Source organism: Gemella massiliensis (assembly GCF_900120125.1).
Taxonomy (GTDB): Bacteria; Bacillota; Bacilli; order Staphylococcales; family Gemellaceae; genus Gemella; species Gemella massiliensis.
Map to the genome: position 1 here is coordinate 56442 of NZ_LT635546.1, position 21807 is coordinate 78248.

Sequence of the window (21807 nt, forward strand, 5' to 3'; positions counted from 1 at the left end):
TGTACATTTGTAAATGATGTGAGACAAAAAAAGTAAAAAATAAATACCGGATATAATAGAATTACATAGAAGCTAGCTTCTATGTAAACCGTATGAAGCCCCCGACGTAAATTACATTATTTGATTAGATTTGCCAGCTTTAATTCCTTAGAGAACATTTCAGATTTCTAAAACTTATTTGTCAAGGATTTGAAAAAGGCGTAGCCCTTGTCCTTGACAAATAAGTTGTGAAATCTATTATCTAACAAGGAATTAAAGCCGGCATATTTTTATAGACTCTTTCCGTAGCTCTTTTCTTTTTTCAACAGGAGAAAGCCAATTTAAAGTCTGCATAGGAAGACGGTTAGAGCGATATAGATACTTTTTCATCTGAGATATAAGATCATCATACGAAAAGAAAGATAAATGCCTGTAAAAACGTTCATTATCATTTCTATGACTACGTTCAACCTTACCGTTATGTCTAGGAGTTCTAGGTCTAATAAGTTGATGTTTAATGCCAAGATTATTACACAATACATCAAAAGGGTGTATTCGTTTAGTATCTTTAAAATGCGTAAATTCAAAACCATTATCAGTTTGAATTATCTTGGGTTTATACCCAAAATAATCAATAGCCATTTTAACAAATTGAACAGTAGAATATGATGATTGTTCTTTAAAAGGGAAAATAAATCTTTCCCTAGTAGCTTCATCAATAATAGTATATTGATAAAATTTATCAGGAATTTCTCCTACATAACAACGTTTAGGAACATATTTCACATCAAGTTGCCATTTTTTACCAATTTCAGTAGGTGTGTCATAAGGTTTAGGTTTATAAGGAATTACTTTTTTCTTAGTATCTTTATAAAAGCCTAATTTTCTAAGCACTCTAAATAAAGAACAAGGATGTCTTTTATAACCTTTGTTGAATTTAAGTTTAGCATATAATTCAATCATAGAAATATTAGGATTACGTTTAATAAGATTTTTAATCCAAGACAATTCTTCAACTGTATGGGCGTTAGGGTGAATGGAATGAGGTCTATGAGACTTATCTATAAGAGACTCTTTAGTACCGTCATATTTTTTATTCCAACGCAAAAGAGAGGCTTTTGATATTTTATAGCGCCTACAAACAAAACGAATAGAGTTACCATTTCTATAAGTTTTAACTGCAGCTATTCTTGTTTGTAAAGTATGAGGTATATATCGTTGTGTTTTTTCTATATTTTCTGTTATAATAGTTTTCATAAGACTAAATTCCTTTTTTTGATTTGTAGGTAACTTCATTATACAGGATTTACTCTTCTTTTTTTTATTATATGTCTCACATCTATTGTAACACTACATTTTATTAAGTTTATAATACTTTAATAATGTACTTACAGTTTTAAATATGTTATAATAGCTAGGTTATATAAAAATAGGATTATGTAAAGAATGATAAAGGAGAATTAAATGACAACATTTGAAGAATTGGGAGTCAGTAAAGCAACAGTTAACTCATTAACAAATATGAATTTTACAACTCCTACAGGTATTCAAAAAGAAACCATTCCTTATGTTTTTTCAGGAATTGATGTACTTGCCCAAGCACAAACCGGTTCAGGTAAAACAGGAGCTTTCGGAATACCTATAGTGGATATTGTGAGAAAAACGGACGAATTGCAATCTTTAATATTGGCACCAACAAGAGAACTTGCTCAACAGGTGGGAGAGCAACTTAGATTTATGTCAAAAGACAAAGGGTTGAAAGTTAGTATAATTTTTGGTGGAACCAGTATTGAAAGACAAATACAAGAACTTAAACGACGACCGCAAATAGTTGTAGGAACGCCCGGTAGAATAATAGATCATATTAACAGAAGAACATTAAAATTAGAAAAGCTTAATCATTTAGTTTTAGATGAAGCAGATGAAATGCTTAATATGGGATTTATTGATGATGTGAGATATATTTTGTCAAAGATAACAACAAAACATCAAACGTTGTTATTTTCAGCAACAATGCCTAAAACAATAATGGAATTGTCCAAAGATTTTATGACAGAGTATAAGTTAATAAAAACTATGAGTGATGAAGACTTAAATCCTGATATTACAGAATTTGCAACAATTGCAAGAGAAAACGAAAAACTGGATGCATTGATAGGTTTTTTAGATGTTCAAAATCCAAACTTAGCAATTGTTTTTGGAAGAACAAAACGTCGCGTTGATGAATTATCAAGTGCTTTAATAACAAAAGGTTATTTAGCGGAAGGGTTACATGGTGATATTACTCAATCTAAACGTTTAGAAATATTACGTAAATTTAAAAATAATTCATTGCAGATTTTAGTAGCTACTGATGTTGCTGCACGTGGGATAGATATTAGTGATGTAACGCATGTGTATAATTTTGATATTCCACAAGATGTAGAAAGTTATACTCATAGAATTGGGAGAACCGGAAGAGCCGGAAAATCCGGAGTTGCCATAACGTTTTTAAATCCGATAGAAATGCCTTATTTGAGAGATATTGAAAACGATCGTGGGCAGCGAATGAAAATGCTACGTCCTTATACAAACGATGAAGTAAAACATGCCAGATATAATAAAATGTTTGCAGAAGTAGTTTCAGAAATTGATAAAAATCATGTTGAGTTTAACAGTCTTGCCAATAAATTATTAGCACAGAGTAATGCGGAAAAAATAATAACTATTTTATTAAGTAAAATAATCAACGATAAAAAAGAAGTGGATATTGAGTTATCATTTGAAAAACCGTTACCACGAAAACAGGATAAGAAGAAAAAATATTCTTCAAGAAATAATAATAGAAGATCACGTTCAGACAGAAATAGAAAACCAAAAACTGAAAAGAATTATGATAAAAAATTCTTTGATAAAAAAGGTAGAAGAATGCAAAATAAATAATAAAAATAAAGATTGTACATGGTGCAGTCTTTATTTTTATTAGTCTTTGGTGTAAAATAAAAATAATAGTAAAATAGCAAGATATGAAAGGAGAAATTATGAGAGTAGAATTAGTTTCTGTAGGGACTGAAATATTACTTGGAGATATAGTAAATACCAATACGGCATATTTATCGAAAGAATTGGCAACGCTCGGAATAGATGTTTATCGTCAAACAACAGTAGGGGATAATCGTGATCGTTTATTACAAACATTAAGCACAGCCTTTTGTGAAAATGATACTGTAATTATAACGGGTGGTTTAGGTCCTACCGATGATGACATTACAAAGGAATGTGCCGCCGAGTATTTTAATCGTGATTTTTATTTTCATGAATATTCGTGGGCAAAAATATTAGAGCGACTTACACGCTCCGGTCGAAATTTAATTACCGATAATAATAAGAAACAAGCTATGATACCAAACGGTGCAATAGTATTAGAAAATTTTTGCGGAACAGCCCCGGGAATTATTATAGAAGAAGGAAATAAACGAATTATTTTAATGCCGGGACCTCCACGTGAAATGAAAGATATGTTTAAAAAAAGCGTTCGACCATATTTAGAACGTTTCAGCTCTAAAAAATTTATTTCTAAATATATTAGATTTTACGGAATAGGTGAGTCGTTATTGGAAACGAAGATAAAACACTTAATGGATAATCAAACTAATCCAACACTAGCTTTATATGCAAAAACAGGAGAAGTTTTATTGCGTGTAACCGCAAGTGATGATACCGTTGAACTATGCGATAAATTAATCAATGATAAAATTTTAGAAATTGAAAAAATAGTTGGTGAATATATATATCTAATTGGTGATGATAATATTTCTGAGACACAAACAGAATTACATAATGTTGTTGCTAATTTATTAATAGAAAATAAATTGACTATCTCTGTAGCAGAATCATTAACAGGCGGTCAACTTTCATCTATGCTGGTAGAAAAAGGAGGAATTTCCGTTTCTTTACTGGAAGGAATAGTTTGCTACTCTAACAAATCTAAAATTCATGCTTTAGGAGTTAGGGAAGAAACATTAAATCAATTTGGGGCAGTTAGTGAACAAACCGCTAAAGAAATGGTAATAGGGGTTTCAAGAAGATTAAATAGTGATGTTGCTGTTGCTACTACGGGAATAGCGGGACCTAAGAGTGATGATACAAATAAACCTGTCGGATTGGTTTATATTGCTGTATATTATAAGGGTGAAGTAAAAGTCTTTGAAAAGATATTTACCGGTAGTAGAGAATTGATAAGAACAAGGTCAAGTATTGAGGCATTAAATGAAGTGAGAAAAATTATTTTGGAACATATTTAGTTTTAAGATAAAAATTATAGGAAAATTAACAAATTATTTTTAAAAGACTGTACATTTGTAAATGATGTGAGACAAAAAAAGTAAAAAATAAATACCGGATATAATAGAATTACATAGAAGCTAGCTTCTATGTAAACCGTATGAAGCCCCCGACGTAAATTACATTATTTGATTAGATTTGCCAGCTTTAATTCCTTAGAGAACATTTCAGATTTCTAAAACTTATTTGTCAAGGATTTGAAAAAGGCGTAGCCCTTGTCCTTGACAAATAAGTTGTGAAATCTATTATCTAACAAGGAATTAAAGCCGGCATATTTTTATAGACTCTTTCCGTAACTCTTTTCTTTTTTCAACAGGAGAAAGCCAATTTAAAGTCTGCATAGGAAGACGGTTAGAGCGATATAGATACTTTTTCATCTGAGATATAAGATCATCATACGAAAAGAAAGATAAACGCCTGTAAAAACGTTCATTATCATTTCTATGACTACGTTCAACCTTACCGTTATGTCTAGGAGTTCTAGGTCTAATAAGTTGATGTTTAATGCCAAGATTATTACACAATACATCAAAAGGGTGTATTCGTTTAGTATCTTTAAAATGTGTAAATTCAAAACCATTATCAGTTTGAATTATCTTGGGTTTATACCCAAAATAATCAATAGCCATTTTAACAAATTGAACAGTAGAGTATGATGATTGTTCTTTAAAAGGGAAAATAAATCTTTCCCTAGTAGCTTCATCAATGATAGTATATTGATAAAATTTATCAGGAATTTCTCCTACATAACAACGTTTAGGAACATATTTCACATCAAGTTGCCATTTTTTACCAATTTCAGTAGGTGTATTATAGGGTTTAGGTTTATAAGGAATTACTTTTTTCTTAGTATCTTTATAAAAACCTAATTTTCTAAGCACTCTAAATAAAGAACAAGGATGTCTTTTATAACCTTTGTTGAATTTAAGTTTAGCATATAATTCAATCATAGAAATATTAGGATTACGTTTAATAAGATTTTTAATCCAAGACAATTCTTCAACTGTATGGGCGTTAGGGTGAATGGAATGAGGTCTATGAGACTTATCTATAAGAGACTCTTTAGTACCGTCATATTTTTTATTCCAACGCAAAAGAGAGGCTTTTGATATTTTATAGCGCCTACAAACAAAACGAATAGAGTTACCATTTCTATAAGTTTTAACTGCAGCTATTCTTGTTTGTAAAGTATGAGGTATATATCGTTGTGTTTTTTCTATATTTTCTGTTATAATAGTTTTCATAAGAGTAAATTCCTTTTTTTGATTTGGTGTAACTTCATTATACAGGATTTACTCTTCTTTTTTTTATTATATGTCTCACATCTATTGTAACACTACAAAATTAACAAATTATTTTTAAAAGACCACTTGAAAATAAAATTTTGTTGTGTTAGAATAAACTTATTAAATAAAAATATGCTTAGGACACGATATATAGAGAGCTTATTTCAGAGAGAGTATGGAGCTGTAAATACTCATGAGTTCTATATGTTACTACCTAAAGTAATGGTATAAGTGCTGTGAGCTTTAATCACAATTAATGAGGAAGTATATTGCTTCAAAATTGGGTGGTACCACGAAATTAGTTCGTCCCTTCTTAGTCTTGGACTAGGAAGGGATTTTTATTTTATACTAAGCAAAGAAAGTTATAAGGAGATACAACAATGGTTAAGTTAATTTTTCCGGATGGAAGCGAAAGAGAGTATGATAATAAAACACCGTTAGAAATAGCGGAAAGTATTAGTATAAGTTTAAAGAAAAAAGTTATCTCAGCAAAATTAGATGATGAATATATAGAAGTAAATGAACCTATTACGCATAGTGGACATATTAAGTTAATCGTTGCAGATGACGAAGATAAAGATAGTTTGTATGTACTTCGCCATTCAAGTGCTCATGTCCTTGCGCAAGCGTTGAGAAGATTATATGGTAAGGATGTACACTTTGGTGTTGGACCGGCTATTGATGGAGGTTTCTATTATGACTTTGATATTGATTATAAAGTAACGGAGGAAGATTTTAAAAATATTGAAAAAGAAGCTAAGAAAATTATTAGTGAAAACTTAGCAATTGAGGGACGTAAAGTAAGTCGTGATGAAGCGTTGAAAATTTTCAAAGAAGATCCGTATAAAGTTGAATTAATTAACGATTTACCTGAAGATGAAGTAATTACTGTATATACTCAAGGTGATTTTATTGATCTTTGCCGTGGAGGACATGTTAGTTCAACAGCCAAAATAAAAGAATTTAAATTGTTATCAGTAGCAGGGGCATATTGGAGAGGTAACAGTGATAACAAAATGTTACAACGTATCTATGGAACTGCGTACTTTACAAAAAAATATTTAGAACAACATTTAGTAAGACTACAAGAAGCACGTGAACGTGATCACAGAAAATTAGGAAAAGAATTAGGAATTTTTACAACAAGTCAAAAAGTTGGAGCAGGGTTGCCGCTATGGTTGCCAAACGGAGCAACTATACGCCGTACAATCGAACGTTACATTGTAGATAAAGAAGTGGAACTTGGTTATGATCACGTATATACTCCGATTATGGGTTCAAAAGAGTTATACATTACCAGTGGACACTGGGAGCATTATCAAGAGGATATGTTTCCACCGATGGAAATGGATCATGAAACAATGGTACTTCGCCCGATGAATTGCCCGCATCACATGATGGTGTATAAAAATGAAAAACATTCATACCGTGAATTGCCGATTCGTATTGCTGAATTGGGAATGATGCACCGTTATGAAGCCAGCGGTGCGGTAAGCGGGTTACAACGAGTTCGTGGTATGACTTTAAATGATGCTCATATTTTTGTTCGTCCGGATCAACTTAAAGATGAGTTTAAATTAACAGTGGGATTAATCGAAGAAGCATATAAAGATTTAGGTATTAAAAACTTTAGCTACCGTCTATCATATAGAGATCCTGAAAATACGGAGAAATATTTCAATGATGATGAAATGTGGAATAATGCTCAACAAATGTTAAAAGAAACTGCTGACGAACTTGGTTTAGAATATGTTGAAGCAGAAGGAGAAGCTGCATTTTACGGGCCAAAATTAGACGTTCAAGTAGAAACTGCAATTGGGAAACAAGAAACATTATCTACCATTCAGTTAGATTTCTTGTTGCCGGAACGTTTCGAATTGGAATATATCGGAGAAGATGGAAAAGCACATCGCCCGGTAGTGATCCATCGTGGAATTGTGTCAACTATGGAACGTATGGTTGCGTTCTTATTAGAAGAATACAAGGGAGATTTACCAACATGGTTGGCACCTAATCAGGTACGTATTATACCGGTAAATAATGATTACCATTATGACTATGCAAAAGAAATCATGTTAGAGCTTAAAAAATCAGGTGTTAAAGTTGCTATTGATGATAGAAACGAAAAACTGGGTTATAAAATTCGTGAAGCGGCAAGTAAAAAAATTCCGTATACTTTAGTTATAGGAGATAAAGAAGTAGAAAGTAAAGCGGTTAATGTAAGGATTTTCGGCTCTCAAAATCAAAAAGAAGAAAGTCTTGCAGACTTTAAAGAGAATATCTTAAAAGAAATTACTGAAAGATTAATTGAAAAAAACGCATAATATCAGAATAGATAATATAAAAAAGATGGAGGGAGAATATATTTCTCCTTTCACACTTATAAGGAGGAAATATATGTTACCACAATTAACAAAAGAAATACTAAACGGAGAAATTCAAGTAACAATAAAAACAACGCATGGAGATATGACATTTAAACTTTTTGAAAAAGATATACCTAAAACAGTAGAAAACTTTATAACTCATGCTAAAAATGGTTATTATAACGGAATTATTTTTCATCGTATTATTAAAGATTTTATGATTCAAGGTGGAGATCCTACCGGAACAGGAATGGGAGGAGAATCTATTTGGGGAGATAGTTTTGAAGACGAATTTTCTATGGACTATTTCCATTTCTATGGGGCGTTAAGCATGGCAAATGCCGGACCAAATACGAACGGAAGTCAATTTTTTATTGTTCAAAATAATCATTTGGATGCTAGAACACTAGATGCACTAGAAAAAGGTGGTTGGCCGGAAGAAGCTGTTAAAGGTTATGCCGAACTAGGTGGTACGCCTCACCTAGATCATCGACATACAGTATTCGGACATCTAATTGCAGGAGCAAAAACATTAGAAAAGATTGCTGCTGTAAAAACTGGAGCACAAGATAAACCAGTTGAAGAAGTTGTAATTCTTGATATAGAAGTTAAATAATAAAATATAAAAATCTATATAAATAAGCGGCATTACAAAATATTGAATTTTTTATAAATAAATTTTGTAATGTCGCTTTAATTAATGGCTTTAGCCAGTTGAGGAGGCGAAGTCTCCGAAACAATAAAACACCCGCTATGCGGGTGCGAGAAAAGAGTTAAACAATTGAAAAATCATCCTTTCTTGATAAAATAAGAGTAGTTTAAGCACTAAAATAAAGAAAGGATGATTTTAATTATGGCAAATAAACATAATAGTTTATCGCATACAAAGTGGGCTTGAGATATAATAGGGATACAGAGGAAAAAGCTTGATAAATAGGAGCTTTCAGCACTGTATCCCTATTTTTAAAATCAAACAAAATATCGAAAAGGAGGCTTTTATGATATGTAAAAGAATATTTCAAGCCATTATGTCAGTTATTCCATTAGCAAAGGCGGTGGAGAATAAATGAGATGGATATTAAAAATAATTTTATTTCCGATCAGCCTGCTGTTAAGTATTCTTACTGCATTTTTAACATTCTTACTAAGCATAGGAACAGCGTTACTGTATCTGCTAATGCTGATGTGTGTATTTGCGGCAATAGGCTCGTTCTTTATGTTGCACAACACAAGAGCAGCAATAGAAGCACTCATACTCGGATTTCTGCTAAGTCCTTACGGAATACCGATGATTGGAGCTGTAATTATAGCTTTTATACAAGGAATCAATGAAGCCATAAAATCAATATAAAAAATTTTATAAAAATGGTTACCAAGGGCGATAGATAAAAACTATCGTCTTTTTTAGTGGAAAAATATCATGGAAAGGAGAGCTTTTAGATGAGTATGTATTTATTTGATGAACAACCTATCGTTGCAAATAAGACATTGGCAAGGGAAATAGGTTTAAACGAAGCTCTTATCTTACAACAAATAAACTATTGGATAGAAATAAATAAGAAATCCGGCAATAACTTCTATGACGGAAGATATTGGACATATAACTCAATAAGAGCATGGCAGGAAAAAGATTTTGACTATATGAGTTTCGATACTGTAAAAAGAACCTTTGCGAAGTTGGAAAAGGCAGGTTTTCTACTCGTAGGGAACTACAATAAAGATCCAAGAGATAAAACAAAATGGTACACCATAAATACCGAAAAGCTGGAGGAACTTTATGCTGAAATTGAGAACAAAAAGAAAAAAGAAGAATTACAAGCCTTAGAAAAAGCTGTGCCTAATGCATTAGGGCAAAATGCACCAATGGAAAAGTGCAAAATCCACCAATGCACAAGTGCAGATTGCACCGATGCAACAGAGCAAAATCTGCCAATGCAAAATGGCAATATGCCCCAACCATTACCAGAGATTACTACAAATAATTCATCAAAGATTACTACAGATATTTCATCATATAATTCCACCCATCATTCCATCATAGATGCCGAGTATTCAGAACCAAGAAAAAGGATGGATGGAGAGGCGGAAATAGAAAACAAAAATATATATCAGAAATATTTAGATGAGTTAAGAACACAGACAGGCTATTATGAACATCTTGAGTTGGGCAATAAATTTATAGTTAAAGACTTTGATGAGATATTAAAGATACTGGCAGATATTATGATACTTGATGATAGAGAGTTTGTTACAATCAATCAAACGAAGCTTCCGGCACATATAGTAAAAGAAAGATTTAGAAAACTTAGATCAGAGCATTTAGAGTATTTGTCAGATGTTATTAAGGAAAATGAATACAAGATTAGGAATATCAGAGCATTTGTCCTAACAGCAGCATATAATGCACCAAGCGGGATAGATGCACACTACTCTGCCCTTGTAAGTTATGATATGAGAGGAGGATATTGAATGTGGTTAACGAAGAAATTGCAAGAAAGACATTAAGCCTTGAAGTTAAGGCTGCTAAAGTAACAGGAAAACTTCTTTTAAATCTGTTGAAAAAACTGATAAAAGAAGCAGAGAAACTGGGAGGACTTGAAAAGCTCGTTAAAGTAAACGGAAATGAAGTCAAGCTCAAGGATATGGCGAAAAAAGGGCAACTGGAAGAAATACCGGTAGAAGAAGCGGAACTGAAAGAACTGAAAAAAGAGCTTAACAAATATGGTGTTAAGTTTTCGGTAATGAAAGATAAAGAAACAGGCAAATACTCCGTATTTTTCCAAGCCAAAGATATGAAAATGATGGAGAAAGCCTTTAAAAATGCCCTTGCAACATCAGAAAGAAAGGCTGAGAGGAAAGAGTCCATTCACAAAAATATTGAGAAGTTTAAGGAGATGGCAAAAAATACTGTTTCTAAGGATAAAGTTAAGAATAAACAAAAGGAGCAGAGCTTATGAGCAACTTAATAACATTTGAAAATATGGAATTCGGGAAACTCACTGTAATGGAAAAAGACGGTGAGTTTTTCTTTATCGGAAAAGAAGTAGCTGAAAAGCTTGGCTATTCAAACACGAGAGATGCTTTGGTAAGACATGTGGATATAGATGATAAAGCTGATGTCGTGTTTCACGACGGCAGGCAAAGAAGAAGTATGGTATCTATCAACGAGTCAGGATTATATTCTCTGATCCTATCTTCAAAGCTACCACAGGCAAAGGAATTTAAGAAGTGGATCACCACAGAGGTATTGCCGAGTATTCGTAAGAATGGAGGATATATCAAAAATCAAGAAAAAATGAGCAATGAAGAAATATTGGCAAATGCGGTACTCCTTGCCAATCACCTGATTGCTGAAAAAGAAAAAATCATAGAAGATTTAGAGCCGAAAGCCAAGTATTTTGATGAACTGGTGAATAACAATCTGCTAACCAACTTTAGAAACACAGCAAAAGAGCTTCATATCCCACAAAAGGTATTTATTCAATTCCTCTTAGAGAAGGAACTCATTTACAGAGATAAGAAAAACAGACTTCTACCCTATGCTAAGAACAATAAGGGATATTTTGAAGTAAAGGAATGGTGTAGAAACGATAATGATGCAGTGGGCATTCAAACCTTTATAACACCTAAAGGAAGACACTTTCTTTTACTCTTGATTGGAGGTGAAAAGACTCGTGATAAATAAGATATTAAAAGACATCAAAGGCTTATTCAAGGTGCAGGATAAGGCAAAGTTTCTAAAGCAGAACATTCCCTATCTTGCATTTTTCTATTTAGGCAATATCTTTTCTCATCATGTGAGAAGCTATACTGGCGGAGATGTGATTGACAGGATATTTCAAGGAATACTTGAGCTTAATACAATGAGTTTTATCCCAAGCATACATCTTATTGATATACTGGTAGGAGTTGGAGTAGCAGCCTTAATTAAATTTATTGTCTATACCAAAGGAAAGAATGCCAAGAAGTTTAGGCAAGGCAGAGAGTACGGCTCGGCAAGATGGGGAAATAAAAAAGATATCGAGCCATATATGGATGAAAAGTTTCAAAACAATATCTTGCTTACTCAAACCGAAAGACTGACAATGAACGGCAGACCTAAAAATCCAAAGTATGCAAGAAATAAGAATGTACTTGTGATAGGAGGATCAGGAAGTGGTAAGACTCGATTTTTTGTAAAACCCAACCTTATGCAAATGCACAGTAGCTATTGTGTAACTGATCCCAAAGGAACGATAGTCCTTGAGTGTGGCAAAATGCTTGAAGATAACGGATATGAGATAAAAATTTTAAATACCATCAACTTCAAAAAAAGCATGAAATACAATCCATTTGCCTATATCCGTTCTGAGAAAGACATTCTGAAATTGGTGCAGACAATCATAGCAAACACGAAAGGAGAGGGCGAAAAAGTAGGTGAGGATTTTTGGGTAAAAGCCGAGAAACTCTACTATACAGCACTTATCGGATATATCTTCTATGAAGCTCCAAAGGAAGAAAAGAACTTCGCTACTCTCCTTGATATGATAGACGCTTCAGAAGTCAGAGAAGATGATGAAACCTATATGAATCCGATAGACAGACTCTTTGAAGCATTAGAAAAGAAAGAGCCTACACATTTTGCGGTGAAACAATATAAGAAGTACAAATTGGCTGCGGGAAAAACTGCGAAATCTATCCTTATAAGCTGCGGTGCAAGGCTTGCTCCATTTGACATTCAGGAACTTAGGGACTTGATGCAAGAAGATGAATTGGAACTGGATACTCTTGGTGATAGAAAGACTGCCCTCTTTGTTATTATATCCGATACCGATGATACTTTTAACTTTGTAGTGTCCATTATGTACTCGCAGTTATTTAATCTTTTATGTGATAAAGCGGATGATGTATATGGTGGCAGGCTTCCTGTCCATGTGCGATGCCTGCTTGACGAATTTGCAAATATCGGCTTAATTCCAAAGTTTGAGAAGCTGATTGCAACCATCAGAAGTAGAGAGATTTCAGCAAGTATAATACTTCAAGCACAATCTCAGCTAAAGGCAATCTACAAGGATAACGCCGATACAATTGTAGGTAATTGTGATAGTACCCTATTTTTAGGCGGAAAAGAGAAAACAACTCTAAAAGAGCTATCAGAAACGCTTGGTAAGGAAACCATAGACCTATATAATACTTCTGAAACAAGGAGCAATCAAAAGAGTTTCGGATTAAATTATCAAAAGACGGGGAAAGAGCTGATGAGTCAGGACGAAATAACAGTAATGGACGGCAGTAAATGTATCTTTCAACTTCGTGGTGTTCGCCCTTTCCTATCGGATAAATTTGATATTACAAAGCACAAGAACTATAAGCTACTTGAGGATTATGATAAAAAGAACCTGTTTGATATAGAAAGCTATATGAAAAGAAGGGGCAAGGCTAAACTAAATAAGAATACGGTTATTATGAAGTTATAGCTGTTAGATATTATTTGCATTTGGTATAATAATCAAAGAGAAATACACAAGGAGGAAACATTATTGAACGATAAAGAACTGATAGGAAAAGTTCATTCATCTATGTATCACCAATTAAAAAGAAAAGGATATGCAACAGCAGTAGATGTGCTTATGGATTTGGAAATACTTTCAAAGACCGACTATGAACTTTGGAGAAATGGAAAAGTTTTGTATTTGGAAAAAGTATGCAAGGTCAATCTTAAAAAATTGTCTACAATACTGCATGAAATGAGGGTATATGCAAAGAAAGGAAATCTAAAACCGTCGTTTTGTGTATATAAGAAATGGGCGGTTAAGAAAAAGAACGGGCAAGGGAAAAAGCCGGTTATTAAACTACGGTTTAGCAAAAGTGGTTCTGAAGATATTGAAAAATGGTATGCTACTCACTTTGTAGACACGAAGAAGATAGAAAAGATAAAAGAAGAAAAACAAGTAAATAACAGTGATGATAAGCAGTAAGTCTAAAAATAGATTTGCTGCTTTTTTCATGTAAAAAGCAGGAGGAAAGATGATAAGGATAAGAAATCCCACTTAACAGGCAGGAAAAATTTAATATCGAGGTTGTGAAGCGATTGGAAAATAAAACTTTCAGTCGTTTTTTTATTGAAAAGAAAAAGGAGATAAAGACAAATGAAGCAGGAAATGATTAACATCAATGCCAACTTGGTTGCAGAGCCTACTTTTTCAAGTTTTGAAAAAGATGAGGAAACAGTAGAAGTTGCAAACTTTACTCTTGTAAAAAAATACGGGAAAGGCAAGGAGTACATCAACTGTGCAGCCTATGGCGAGAAGGCAGAAACAGCAAAAGACTTTGAAAAAGGCGATCTCATTCATATCTTTGGATATTTCAAAGAGCGTGAAAAAGACGGTAAGACTTACAAAAACTTTGTAGTAAAGTCATACAACAAAATTGAGAAGAAAGAAAATAGGGAGGAAGAATAAAATGGAATTTTTTACACAGGCGGTAGATGTATTAAAAATATTAGTTATGGCGGTAGGTGCAGGACTTGGTGCATGGGGAGTTATCAACCTGATGGAAGGGTACGGTAATGACAATCCCGGAGCAAAATCACAAGGTATAAAGCAGCTTATGGCTGGAGGAGGTATTGTTCTTATAGGCTTAAAGCTTATTCCGCTACTTGCAAATCTTTTGAAGTAAGGAGAAATCTATGTTTGGTATTTTCGATAAGATAGAAGAATTTTTCAGAGAACTTCTGCTCGGAGGTATCAAGGCAAACTTAGAGTCCATGTTTCTTGACATAAACAATCAGGTAAACAGCGTTGCAGCAGATGTAGGAAAGACACCTATGGGGTGGAACGGAGAAGTATTCAGCTTTATTAAAAATATTAATGACTCCGTTATTATTCCCATAGCAGGGCTAATAATAACGGCAGTCCTTTGTATCGAGCTTATCAATATGGTCATGCAAAAGAACAATATGCACGATACGGACACCTTTGAGTTTTTCAAATACATCATCAAGATGTGGATTGCTGTATGGTTAGTATCTCATGCCTTTGAGTTTTCAATGGCGGTTTTTGATGTTGCACAAAGTATGGTAAACAAGGCGGCAGGGGTAATCAACACCTCTGCCACCGTTTCCGGAGATCAGATTGTTCAGATGGTGGATGCCCTAAAGGATAAAGGACTGGGTGAGCTTTTAATGATTCTGTTTGAAATCTCACTTGTAAAAGTTGCAATACAGGCAATATCCATCGTGATTATGCTTGTAGTTTATGGAAGAATGTTTGAAATCTATGTGTACTCATCTGTTTCAGCCATTCCTTTTGCGACGATGGGAAACAAAGAATGGGGGCAGATAGGAACAAACTACATCAAAGGACTGTTTGCTTTAGGGCTTCAGGGATTGATTCTAATGGTTTGTCTTGGAATTTATGCAGTATTGGTTAAAACGATAAACTTTACGGACATACACACGAGCATATTTATGGTACTCGGATATGCCGTATTACTGGGACTGATGATGTTAAAGAGCGGAACACTTGCAAAAAGCGTGATGAACTCGCATTAAGGAGGATAAGATGAAAACAACAGAAAATAAAGAAAGACTCTTTTTATCTGTGGAAGTTTTCCTTGCAGGATTTGCAGTAGCTTTTACTGCACTAAACAGGAGAAAACTAAGCAGACTGGAGAAAAAGATTGATACTGTCAAAAGAGACAGCAATTCCATTTTGATGTTTCAAAGTGAGAAAAATAATGAGATGGAAAGAGAAATCGAAGAAGTAAGGGACGAAGTTTCAAGCGTATATGGACATATAGAGGAACTTTTGAGAATAAAGGAAGATGGGAGGTAGCTTATGGCGTATGTACCCATCCCAAAAGATTTAAATAAAGTTAAAACAAAAGTTGCTTTTAATCTTACCAAAAGACAGCTCATAGGATTCAGCGTTGCAGGACTGATAGGAATCCCCGTATATATCTTTACAAGGAAATTTGTACCAAATGATATAGCAGTCATACTTCTTATTGTATCAACGCTTCCTATATTTTTCGCAACTCTTTTTGAAAAAGACGGACTGCCCTTTGAAAAGTATTTTAAGCATATCTATTTACACAAGTTTTATCAGCCTATGAAGCGTGTGAGAAAGGAGGTTTACCTTGAACAGCAAAAGAAAAATTCAGCAGATAAAGTTAGAAAGAAACAAAAAGGCACTGAAAAGTCAAAAAAAGGACTTAAAGCAAAATAAGGGAAAGATTAAAAAAGATGGAAGCCTACTTGACCTTATTTTTAAGAAAGAGCAAAAACGCTATACCGTAGAAGATACCATTCCCTATCTTAGAATGTTAAAAAGCGGTATATGCCAAACAGATGAAAGGTACTTTAATAAAAGTATCGTCTTTGAGGACATTAACTACCAGCTTGCCTTAGATGAAGATAGGGACTTGATTTTTAACCAGTTTGCAAACTTTCTAAACTCCTTTGATCCGAGTGTAAGTATCGAGCTTTCATATATCAATCAGCTTGGAAGAAATGAAGAAATGCAGTCGGCAATACAAATACCGGATAAAAAGGACGGCTTTGACGATATACGATTAGAGTTTAGAGAAATGCTAAAAAGCCAGATAGTAAAGGGAAATAACGGACTGAAAAAATCAAAGTATGTAACATTTACAGTAGAGGCGGACAATATGGAGCAGGCAATCTCAAAACTTGAAAGACTGGAGATAGACATCTTATCCAATCTTAAAAATATGGGAGTAAGGGCGGAAAGCCTTACCGGCGAAGAAAGGTTAAAGATTCTTCACGATATATTAAATCCAAGTAGGACATTTTACTTTTCATATAAGGACTTGCAAAGAAAAGAAAGTACAAAGACATATATTACACCTGATGAATTCAACTTTACACCGAGTAGATACTTTAAGTTCGGTAAATTCATCGGAGCAACAAGCCATTTTCAAATCCTTGCAAGTGAGCTTTCAGACCGTATGCTTTCAGAGTTTTTAGATATTGATGATAACATCAATATCTCGTTTCATATCAGGGCGATAGAACAGAGCGAAGCCATTAAGATGGTAAAAAGGAAAAATACCGATATTGATAAGATGCGAATTGAGGAAAATAAGAAGGCGGTAAGATCGGGTTATGATATGGACATCTTACCGTCAGACTTAATCACCTATGGGGAAGATGTAAAAAGCCTGTTAAAAGACTTGCAGACAAGAGATGAGAGAATGTTTGTTGTAACCATTGTCTTTATGAATTTTGCAAGGACAATACAAAAACTTGAAAACTCTATTGCACAGATAAGCTCCATTGCCAATAAGCATAACTGTAAGATAAAAAGGCTTGACCACACACAGGAACAGGGACTTGTAAGTGTGCTTCCTCTTGGAGTAAATAAGCTTGAGATTAACAGAGGACTTACTTCCTCATCTACGGCAGTCTTTATGCCCTTTACAACGGAAGAACTTTTCATCAACTCAAGCAACAGTTTGTATTACGGATTAAATGCCCTCAGTCATAATCTGATTATGGCAGACAGGAAAAGGCTCAAAAATCCGAACGGTTTGATACTTGGTACACCGGGTAGCGGTAAGTCATTTTCAGCGAAAAGAGAAATGGCTAATGCTATTATTGTAACTGATGATGATGTCATTATCTGCGATCCCGAAGGAGAGTACGGAAATCTTGTAAGACAGTTTGACGGGGAAGTCATTAAAGTCAGCAGTAAGTCAAAGGACTACCTCAATCCTCTTGATATAAATATGAACTACGGAGATGGGGACGCACCGCTTAAAGACAAGGCAAACTTCATAATGAGTATGCTTGAACTTGTAGTTGGTGGAAGCGGACTGACTGCGGAAGAAAAGTCTGTAATAGACAGGTGCTTGCCTAAGATTTATGAGAAGTATTTTGACAACCCTATAAAAGAAAATATGCCAATACTTCAGGATTTATACGATATGCTTAAAAATCAGGAAGAAAAAGTCGGCAAGAAACTGGCAACAGAGATGGAGATTTATGTAACAGGCTCTCTTAATGTATTTAACCATCAGTCAAATGTGGATTTGAATAAGAAACTGCTTTGTTTTGACATCAAAGAGCTTGGAAGTCAGTTAAAGAAAATAGGCATGCTTGTGATACAGGATCAGGTGTGGAATAAGGTGTCTTTAAATAGAGGAAATAAGGCAACAAGATACTATATAGACGAGTTCCACCTGCTTTTAAAAGATGAGCAGACTGCATCATATTCCGTTGAAATATGGAAAAGATTTCGTAAATGGGGAGGTATCCCGACAGGTATCACGCAAAATGTCAAAGACTTACTCATGAGTAAGGAGATAGAAAACATCTTTGATAATACGGACTTTGTCTTAATGCTCAATCAGGCTTCGGGAGATAGAGAAATACTTGCAAGAAAACTGAAAATCTCCAAACCACAGCTTAAATATGTTACCAACTCCAATGAGGGTGAGGGACTGTTGTTCTTTGGAAATACCATAGTTCCATTTATCGACAAGTTCCCAAAAGACACCATTTTATATAAGAAGATGACAACGAAACCCGAAGAAGTGAGGTAGGCTTATGAATAAAAAACTGAAAAAAGACTTTGCCGAAAGACAAAAAATAAAGGAAGAAGCAAAACTTTTAGGGAAAGATAGTTTTGATATTGACGAAAGTAGTAAGCTAAAGCATGGGGATGATTACAGAGGAAAGATTATTCATGACAAAGACAGATTTCAGGATAAGATACACGAAAAGATAAGCAAGAGAATTTCTAAGAATGAGCTTACTCAGGGAAGTTCCAAGAAAAATGCAAGGCATAGAAAATCTGTTAAGATAAATAACAGTCAAGGAAATGACAACAAAGGAAATGCCGAAATAAAGTCAGACTATAATATCGATGTGAAAGACGGACGAATCTACGATCCTTTAGGCAAAGACCTTGATAATGACGGTATCATCGACAGGTATGACAATGATTTTAGGGACAGCGATTATTTTGAATCAGCTTATGATGTGGAAGATAATCTTCATATAAAAGAGGATATGACAGAAAAATTCTCAAAAAAGCATAAGGCTCAAAAGGAAAAGTATAAGAAGAAAAACTATTCAGATAAGCTCTATACAAGAAGTAAGGATAATACTTCAAAAGAAGAAAATGCTAAAGATAAGGCTGAAAGCAAAAATACCGGTAAAGAAACTGTCTATGACAAAGAAAAAAAGAACAGGCTTTCCAAAGAGCAAAAAAAGGCACTGAAAAATAAGGGCGCAAAGGTGTCTGCTCTATCAGGACTTGCAAAAGGAAGTGAAACGGTAAGGGATTATCTTTCCCATGGCAGTGATGAAAATCAGGGCGTGGAAACAGGAGAAAAGATTGCAGATGTAAACTCAAAATTACTTCATGGGATAAAAAATTATGCCAATAAGAAAAAGACTAAGAAAAGCTATGATCTCAGCAAAAAAGATTACAAGATACGAAAGCGTAAATCAAAGCTGGAGTTTCGGGAAGCCAAAGAGGAATTAAAGAAAACGGATGAGTACAAGAAAGCTGATACCTTTAAGAGATTTCAAAAGCGTAAGCAAATGAAAGATACTATAAGAAAGCAGAATAAATCAAGGCTTAGGGACAGGATTAAGGAAGGAGTTATTAACACCTTAAAGAGTTCAAAGGAAATGATTGTACGAAAAGCAAAGGGACTTATGATGATTGTCATAGGTCTTATTATTTTACTGACTTTCTTTACCAACTTTGCAGGCACATCTATGACCGGAATGATAAACTCTACAAGCGGAGTATTAACCACAACCTATCTTTCCGACCAAACTGTGCTAAATGAAATCAATCAGCAGTTTTCGGGATTGGAGGAAGGACTACAGGACGAGATAGATTCCGTAGAGGGAAATTATCCCGGCTATGATGAGTATATTGTAAATAAAGAGGGAGAAATCGGACATAACACCCATGAACTTTTATCCTATATCACTTCAAGATGTGGAGAAATTAAGGATTCAAAGGAAGTTCAAAGCATTATCAATGACCTTTTTACAAAGATGTATGATTTATCTTATCGGGAAGAAATTGAAATCAGATACAGGACAGTTACGGAAACATATACCGATGAAGATGGCAATGAGCATACCGAAAGCCATGAAGAAGCCTATGAGTATAAGAAGCTCATAGTAACGCTGAAGAAAAGAGAAATGGACAGTGTTGTAAGAGAAATCTTTGCAGAGTATCCCGATAATGTTCTTCACTATGAAGCCTTGCTTGCGTCTAAAGGAAATATGGAAACTGTCTTTGGAAGCGGAAACGGAAATTTATCGGAGATTGTAGACAATCCCGACTTTTCAAATCCGGGAATTGCCTTTGATGATGCGACAGTTAAGGCATTGTTTAACGAAGCGGAAAAGCATATCGGAAAGAGATATGTTTTTGGGGCGAACGGGCCGAATAACTTCGACTGTTCGTCCTTTGTGTGCTGGAGTTTTACTCATTCGGGTGTCAAGAATATGCCACGAACAACCGCTTGGGGGATTTACAAAACTTACTGCAATCCCGTATCTCCATCGGAAGCAAAGGCGGGAGATATTATCTTCTTTAAGAACACCTACGACAGCGGCTCCCCTATTTCTCATGTCGGCATTTACGCAGGGAACGGAATGATGATACACGCAGGAGATCCGATTCGATTTGTCAGTATCAACACACCTTACTGGAGGGAGCATTTCTACGGCTTCGGCAGAGTAAAATAAAGAAAGGACGGTAAAATGTGAAAAAAGAACTTACAGCAGTGAAAAACAAAATACAAAAGTTAAAGGACAAGAAGGCTCTGATTGATGAAGAATTGGAGCCTTTATTTATTCGTGAAGAAGAACTTGAAAATGAGGAGATTATTGCCATTTGCAGAAAAAACAATATCACGATTACAGATTTAATGGCAAAGGTTAAAAAAGAACAAACGGAAATGAAAAAGGAGAAAACAGATGAGAACAGTTATGAAAAATAAGGTATTTACAAGGTTAATGACAGCTTTATTTCTTGCGGTTATGGTCATGATAGCAGCTTACCCATCGGTAGCCTATGCACAAATTGATGAAAAAGAAGCGGCAAAGGAAACAGTAAAGGAAGAACCGAAAAAACCGGAAATTACAGTTATTAAAAAGGAAGAAGAAAAAGAAGTTCGCTATCCCAATAAGTTAAATGCCAAAGAACCTGAGAACTTAAAACAAAATAATGCGGCTTCAAACAGTGAAAAGGTAAATACAAATAAGGGAGTGGCTTCCGCTCCCTCAAAAGCAAGGGCTTCCGTTACGGAAAACAAGGATAATGCAAACAAAGATTATCCGATTCATCATAACAGTGATAAGGACAATAAAGAAACAGACAAATATTCTGCCGATGCCAGACAGTTTATTACCTTTAAGACGAAGAACGGTAAGACCTTTCACTTAATCATCAATCACGATGAACAGGGAGAAAATGTAATGCTCCTTACCGAAGTTTCCGAAGATGATTTACTAAATATGGTTGAAGCAAAGGAAAAACCGAAAGAAGTAGTTAAGGAAGAACCTGTAAAACAAGAGAAAACGGAAGAAGCAAAGTCTGAAAAAAAGGAAGAAAAAAGCAGCACCGGAACATATATCCTGCTTGCTCTTGTAACTTTGGGGGCGTTGGGAGCAGGATATTATTTTAAGGTAGCAAAGAAGAAAGAAGATAAGGAGCTGGAATCCTTAGAGGAAGATGATGATTTCTTTTCGGAAGGGGAAGGCAATGAAGAAATGGAAAATGAAACAGAAACAGATGACAGTGAAGATGAATTAGAAGAATAATTCTTCACGAAAAACATATAATATTCATAACATAACACAGGGCGAGAGAACTACA

21 protein-coding genes are annotated in these 21807 nt (G+C 34.4%); 19 read left to right on the plus strand and 2 right to left on the minus strand.

Features of this window, described 5'->3' with window-relative positions; genetic code table 11:
• Nucleotides 1-252 precede the first annotated feature (252 nt).
• Entirely contained in the window at nucleotides 253-1236 is a 984-nt protein-coding gene (locus BQ7358_RS05255) for a DDE-type integrase/transposase/recombinase (RefSeq protein ID WP_072520188.1), read from the minus strand.
• A gap of 207 nt (nucleotides 1237-1443) precedes the next feature.
• Here BQ7358_RS05255 and BQ7358_RS05260 point away from each other — a divergent pair, with 207 nt between their 5' ends.
• Both BQ7358_RS05260 and BQ7358_RS05265 read left to right on the plus strand, forming a co-directional pair.
• A complete protein-coding gene (locus tag BQ7358_RS05260; protein ID WP_072520290.1) occupies nucleotides 1444-2901 on the plus strand; it encodes a DEAD/DEAH box helicase in 1458 nt (485 codons plus the stop codon).
• 98 nt (nucleotides 2902-2999) lie between these two features.
• Complete coding sequence (locus BQ7358_RS05265; protein WP_072520291.1) at nucleotides 3000-4262, plus strand: competence/damage-inducible protein A; 1263 nt, start codon at nucleotides 3000-3002, stop codon at nucleotides 4260-4262.
• 300 nt (nucleotides 4263-4562) lie between these two features.
• On the opposite strand, the gene BQ7358_RS05270 is transcribed toward BQ7358_RS05265, so the two are convergent.
• Nucleotides 4563-5546 (minus strand): DDE-type integrase/transposase/recombinase, encoded by a 984-nt coding sequence (locus BQ7358_RS05270; protein WP_072520185.1) that lies wholly within the window; start codon nucleotides 5544-5546, stop codon nucleotides 4563-4565.
• A gap of 422 nt (nucleotides 5547-5968) precedes the next feature.
• Here BQ7358_RS05270 and thrS point away from each other — a divergent pair, with 422 nt between their 5' ends.
• The 17 genes from thrS to BQ7358_RS05355 all read left to right on the plus strand — a co-directional run bounded on the left by thrS (nucleotide 5969) and on the right by BQ7358_RS05355 (nucleotide 21752).
• Nucleotides 5969-7912, plus strand: coding sequence for a threonine--tRNA ligase (gene thrS, locus BQ7358_RS05275; protein ID WP_072520292.1), 1944 nt, complete (start codon nucleotides 5969-5971; stop codon nucleotides 7910-7912).
• A 73-nt stretch (nucleotides 7913-7985) separates the two neighbouring features.
• Nucleotides 7986-8570: a peptidylprolyl isomerase gene (locus BQ7358_RS05280; RefSeq protein ID WP_062174039.1), complete on the plus strand. Its 585-nt coding sequence runs from the start codon at nucleotides 7986-7988 to the stop codon at nucleotides 8568-8570.
• A 450-nt stretch (nucleotides 8571-9020) separates the two neighbouring features.
• Complete coding sequence (locus BQ7358_RS05285; RefSeq protein ID WP_034910996.1) at nucleotides 9021-9305, plus strand: CD1845 family protein; 285 nt, start codon at nucleotides 9021-9023, stop codon at nucleotides 9303-9305.
• A gap of 89 nt (nucleotides 9306-9394) precedes the next feature.
• A complete protein-coding gene (locus tag BQ7358_RS05290; RefSeq protein WP_072520271.1) occupies nucleotides 9395-10423 on the plus strand; it encodes a DUF6017 domain-containing protein in 1029 nt (342 codons plus the stop codon).
• 2 nt (nucleotides 10424-10425) lie between these two features.
• Nucleotides 10426-10911: a PcfB family protein gene (locus tag BQ7358_RS05295; protein ID WP_006268784.1), complete on the plus strand. Its 486-nt coding sequence runs from the start codon at nucleotides 10426-10428 to the stop codon at nucleotides 10909-10911.
• A complete protein-coding gene (locus BQ7358_RS05300) occupies nucleotides 10908-11639 on the plus strand; it encodes a phage antirepressor KilAC domain-containing protein (protein ID WP_072520293.1) in 732 nt (243 codons plus the stop codon). The genes BQ7358_RS05295 and BQ7358_RS05300 overlap by 4 nt, the downstream gene beginning before the upstream one ends.
• A 136-nt stretch (nucleotides 11640-11775) precedes the next feature.
• On the plus strand, nucleotides 11776-13410 hold the full coding sequence (locus tag BQ7358_RS05305; RefSeq protein ID WP_456071313.1) for a VirD4-like conjugal transfer protein, CD1115 family: 1635 nt from the start codon (nucleotides 11776-11778) through the stop codon (nucleotides 13408-13410).
• 63 nt (nucleotides 13411-13473) lie between these two features.
• The gene (locus BQ7358_RS05310) at nucleotides 13474-13911 is read left to right on the plus strand and encodes a hypothetical protein (RefSeq protein WP_006268878.1); all 438 of its coding nucleotides are present in this window, start codon (nucleotides 13474-13476) and stop codon (nucleotides 13909-13911) included.
• Nucleotides 13912-14082: 171 nt separating this feature from the next.
• Entirely contained in the window at nucleotides 14083-14394 is a 312-nt protein-coding gene (locus tag BQ7358_RS05315; protein WP_072520295.1) for a single-stranded DNA-binding protein, read from the plus strand.
• A gap of 1 nt (nucleotide 14395) precedes the next feature.
• Nucleotides 14396-14611: a Maff2 family mobile element protein gene (locus tag BQ7358_RS05320; RefSeq protein WP_006268811.1), complete on the plus strand. Its 216-nt coding sequence runs from the start codon at nucleotides 14396-14398 to the stop codon at nucleotides 14609-14611.
• Nucleotides 14612-14621: 10 nt separating this feature from the next.
• Entirely contained in the window at nucleotides 14622-15485 is an 864-nt protein-coding gene (locus tag BQ7358_RS05325; RefSeq protein WP_004634419.1) for a VirB6/TrbL-like conjugal transfer protein, CD1112 family, read from the plus strand.
• A gap of 10 nt (nucleotides 15486-15495) precedes the next feature.
• Nucleotides 15496-15768 (plus strand): hypothetical protein, encoded by a 273-nt coding sequence (locus tag BQ7358_RS05330; RefSeq protein ID WP_021003069.1) that lies wholly within the window; start codon nucleotides 15496-15498, stop codon nucleotides 15766-15768.
• Between the two features lie 3 nt (nucleotides 15769-15771).
• Entirely contained in the window at nucleotides 15772-16161 is a 390-nt protein-coding gene (locus BQ7358_RS05335; protein WP_072520296.1) for a PrgI family protein, read from the plus strand.
• Nucleotides 16073-18499: a VirB4-like conjugal transfer ATPase, CD1110 family gene (locus BQ7358_RS05340; protein ID WP_072520297.1), complete on the plus strand. Its 2427-nt coding sequence runs from the start codon at nucleotides 16073-16075 to the stop codon at nucleotides 18497-18499. Before BQ7358_RS05335 ends, BQ7358_RS05340 begins: the two co-directional genes overlap by 89 nt.
• Nucleotides 18500-18503: 4 nt before the next feature.
• On the plus strand, nucleotides 18504-20675 hold the full coding sequence (locus BQ7358_RS05345) for a C40 family peptidase (RefSeq protein WP_072520298.1): 2172 nt from the start codon (nucleotides 18504-18506) through the stop codon (nucleotides 20673-20675).
• A 17-nt stretch (nucleotides 20676-20692) separates the two neighbouring features.
• On the plus strand, nucleotides 20693-20929 hold the full coding sequence (locus BQ7358_RS05350; RefSeq protein WP_072520299.1) for a conjugal transfer protein: 237 nt from the start codon (nucleotides 20693-20695) through the stop codon (nucleotides 20927-20929).
• Nucleotides 20907-21752 carry a CD1107 family mobile element protein gene (locus tag BQ7358_RS05355; RefSeq protein ID WP_072520300.1) on the plus strand — a complete coding sequence of 282 codons (846 nt, stop codon included), beginning with the start codon at nucleotides 20907-20909 and terminating at the stop codon, nucleotides 21750-21752. The genes BQ7358_RS05350 and BQ7358_RS05355 overlap by 23 nt, the downstream gene beginning before the upstream one ends.
• The last annotated feature ends 55 nt before the right edge of the window (nucleotides 21753-21807 follow it).

Coding starts and splice junctions, on each gene's coding strand:
- BQ7358_RS05265 (WP_072520291.1), top strand. CDS start 3,000: ATGAGAGTAGAATTAGTTTCTGTAGGGACTGAAATATTACTTGGAGAT.
- thrS (WP_072520292.1), top strand. CDS start 5,969: ATGGTTAAGTTAATTTTTCCGGATGGAAGCGAAAGAGAGTATGATAAT.
- BQ7358_RS05345 (WP_072520298.1), top strand. CDS start 18,504: ATGAATAAAAAACTGAAAAAAGACTTTGCCGAAAGACAAAAAATAAAG.
- BQ7358_RS05280 (WP_062174039.1), top strand. CDS start 7,986: ATGTTACCACAATTAACAAAAGAAATACTAAACGGAGAAATTCAAGTA.
- BQ7358_RS05320 (WP_006268811.1), top strand. CDS start 14,396: ATGGAATTTTTTACACAGGCGGTAGATGTATTAAAAATATTAGTTATG.
- BQ7358_RS05290 (WP_072520271.1), top strand. CDS start 9,395: ATGAGTATGTATTTATTTGATGAACAACCTATCGTTGCAAATAAGACA.
- BQ7358_RS05335 (WP_072520296.1), top strand. CDS start 15,772: ATGGCGTATGTACCCATCCCAAAAGATTTAAATAAAGTTAAAACAAAA.
- BQ7358_RS05330 (WP_021003069.1), top strand. CDS start 15,496: ATGAAAACAACAGAAAATAAAGAAAGACTCTTTTTATCTGTGGAAGTT.
- BQ7358_RS05270 (WP_072520185.1), bottom strand. CDS start 5,546: ATGAAAACTATTATAACAGAAAATATAGAAAAAACACAACGATATATA.
- BQ7358_RS05355 (WP_072520300.1), top strand. CDS start 20,907: ATGAGAACAGTTATGAAAAATAAGGTATTTACAAGGTTAATGACAGCT.
- BQ7358_RS05260 (WP_072520290.1), top strand. CDS start 1,444: ATGACAACATTTGAAGAATTGGGAGTCAGTAAAGCAACAGTTAACTCA.
- BQ7358_RS05255 (WP_072520188.1), bottom strand. CDS start 1,236: ATGAAAACTATTATAACAGAAAATATAGAAAAAACACAACGATATATA.
- BQ7358_RS05285 (WP_034910996.1), top strand. CDS start 9,021: ATGAGATGGATATTAAAAATAATTTTATTTCCGATCAGCCTGCTGTTA.
- BQ7358_RS05325 (WP_004634419.1), top strand. CDS start 14,622: ATGTTTGGTATTTTCGATAAGATAGAAGAATTTTTCAGAGAACTTCTG.
- BQ7358_RS05315 (WP_072520295.1), top strand. CDS start 14,083: ATGAAGCAGGAAATGATTAACATCAATGCCAACTTGGTTGCAGAGCCT.
- BQ7358_RS05300 (WP_072520293.1), top strand. CDS start 10,908: ATGAGCAACTTAATAACATTTGAAAATATGGAATTCGGGAAACTCACT.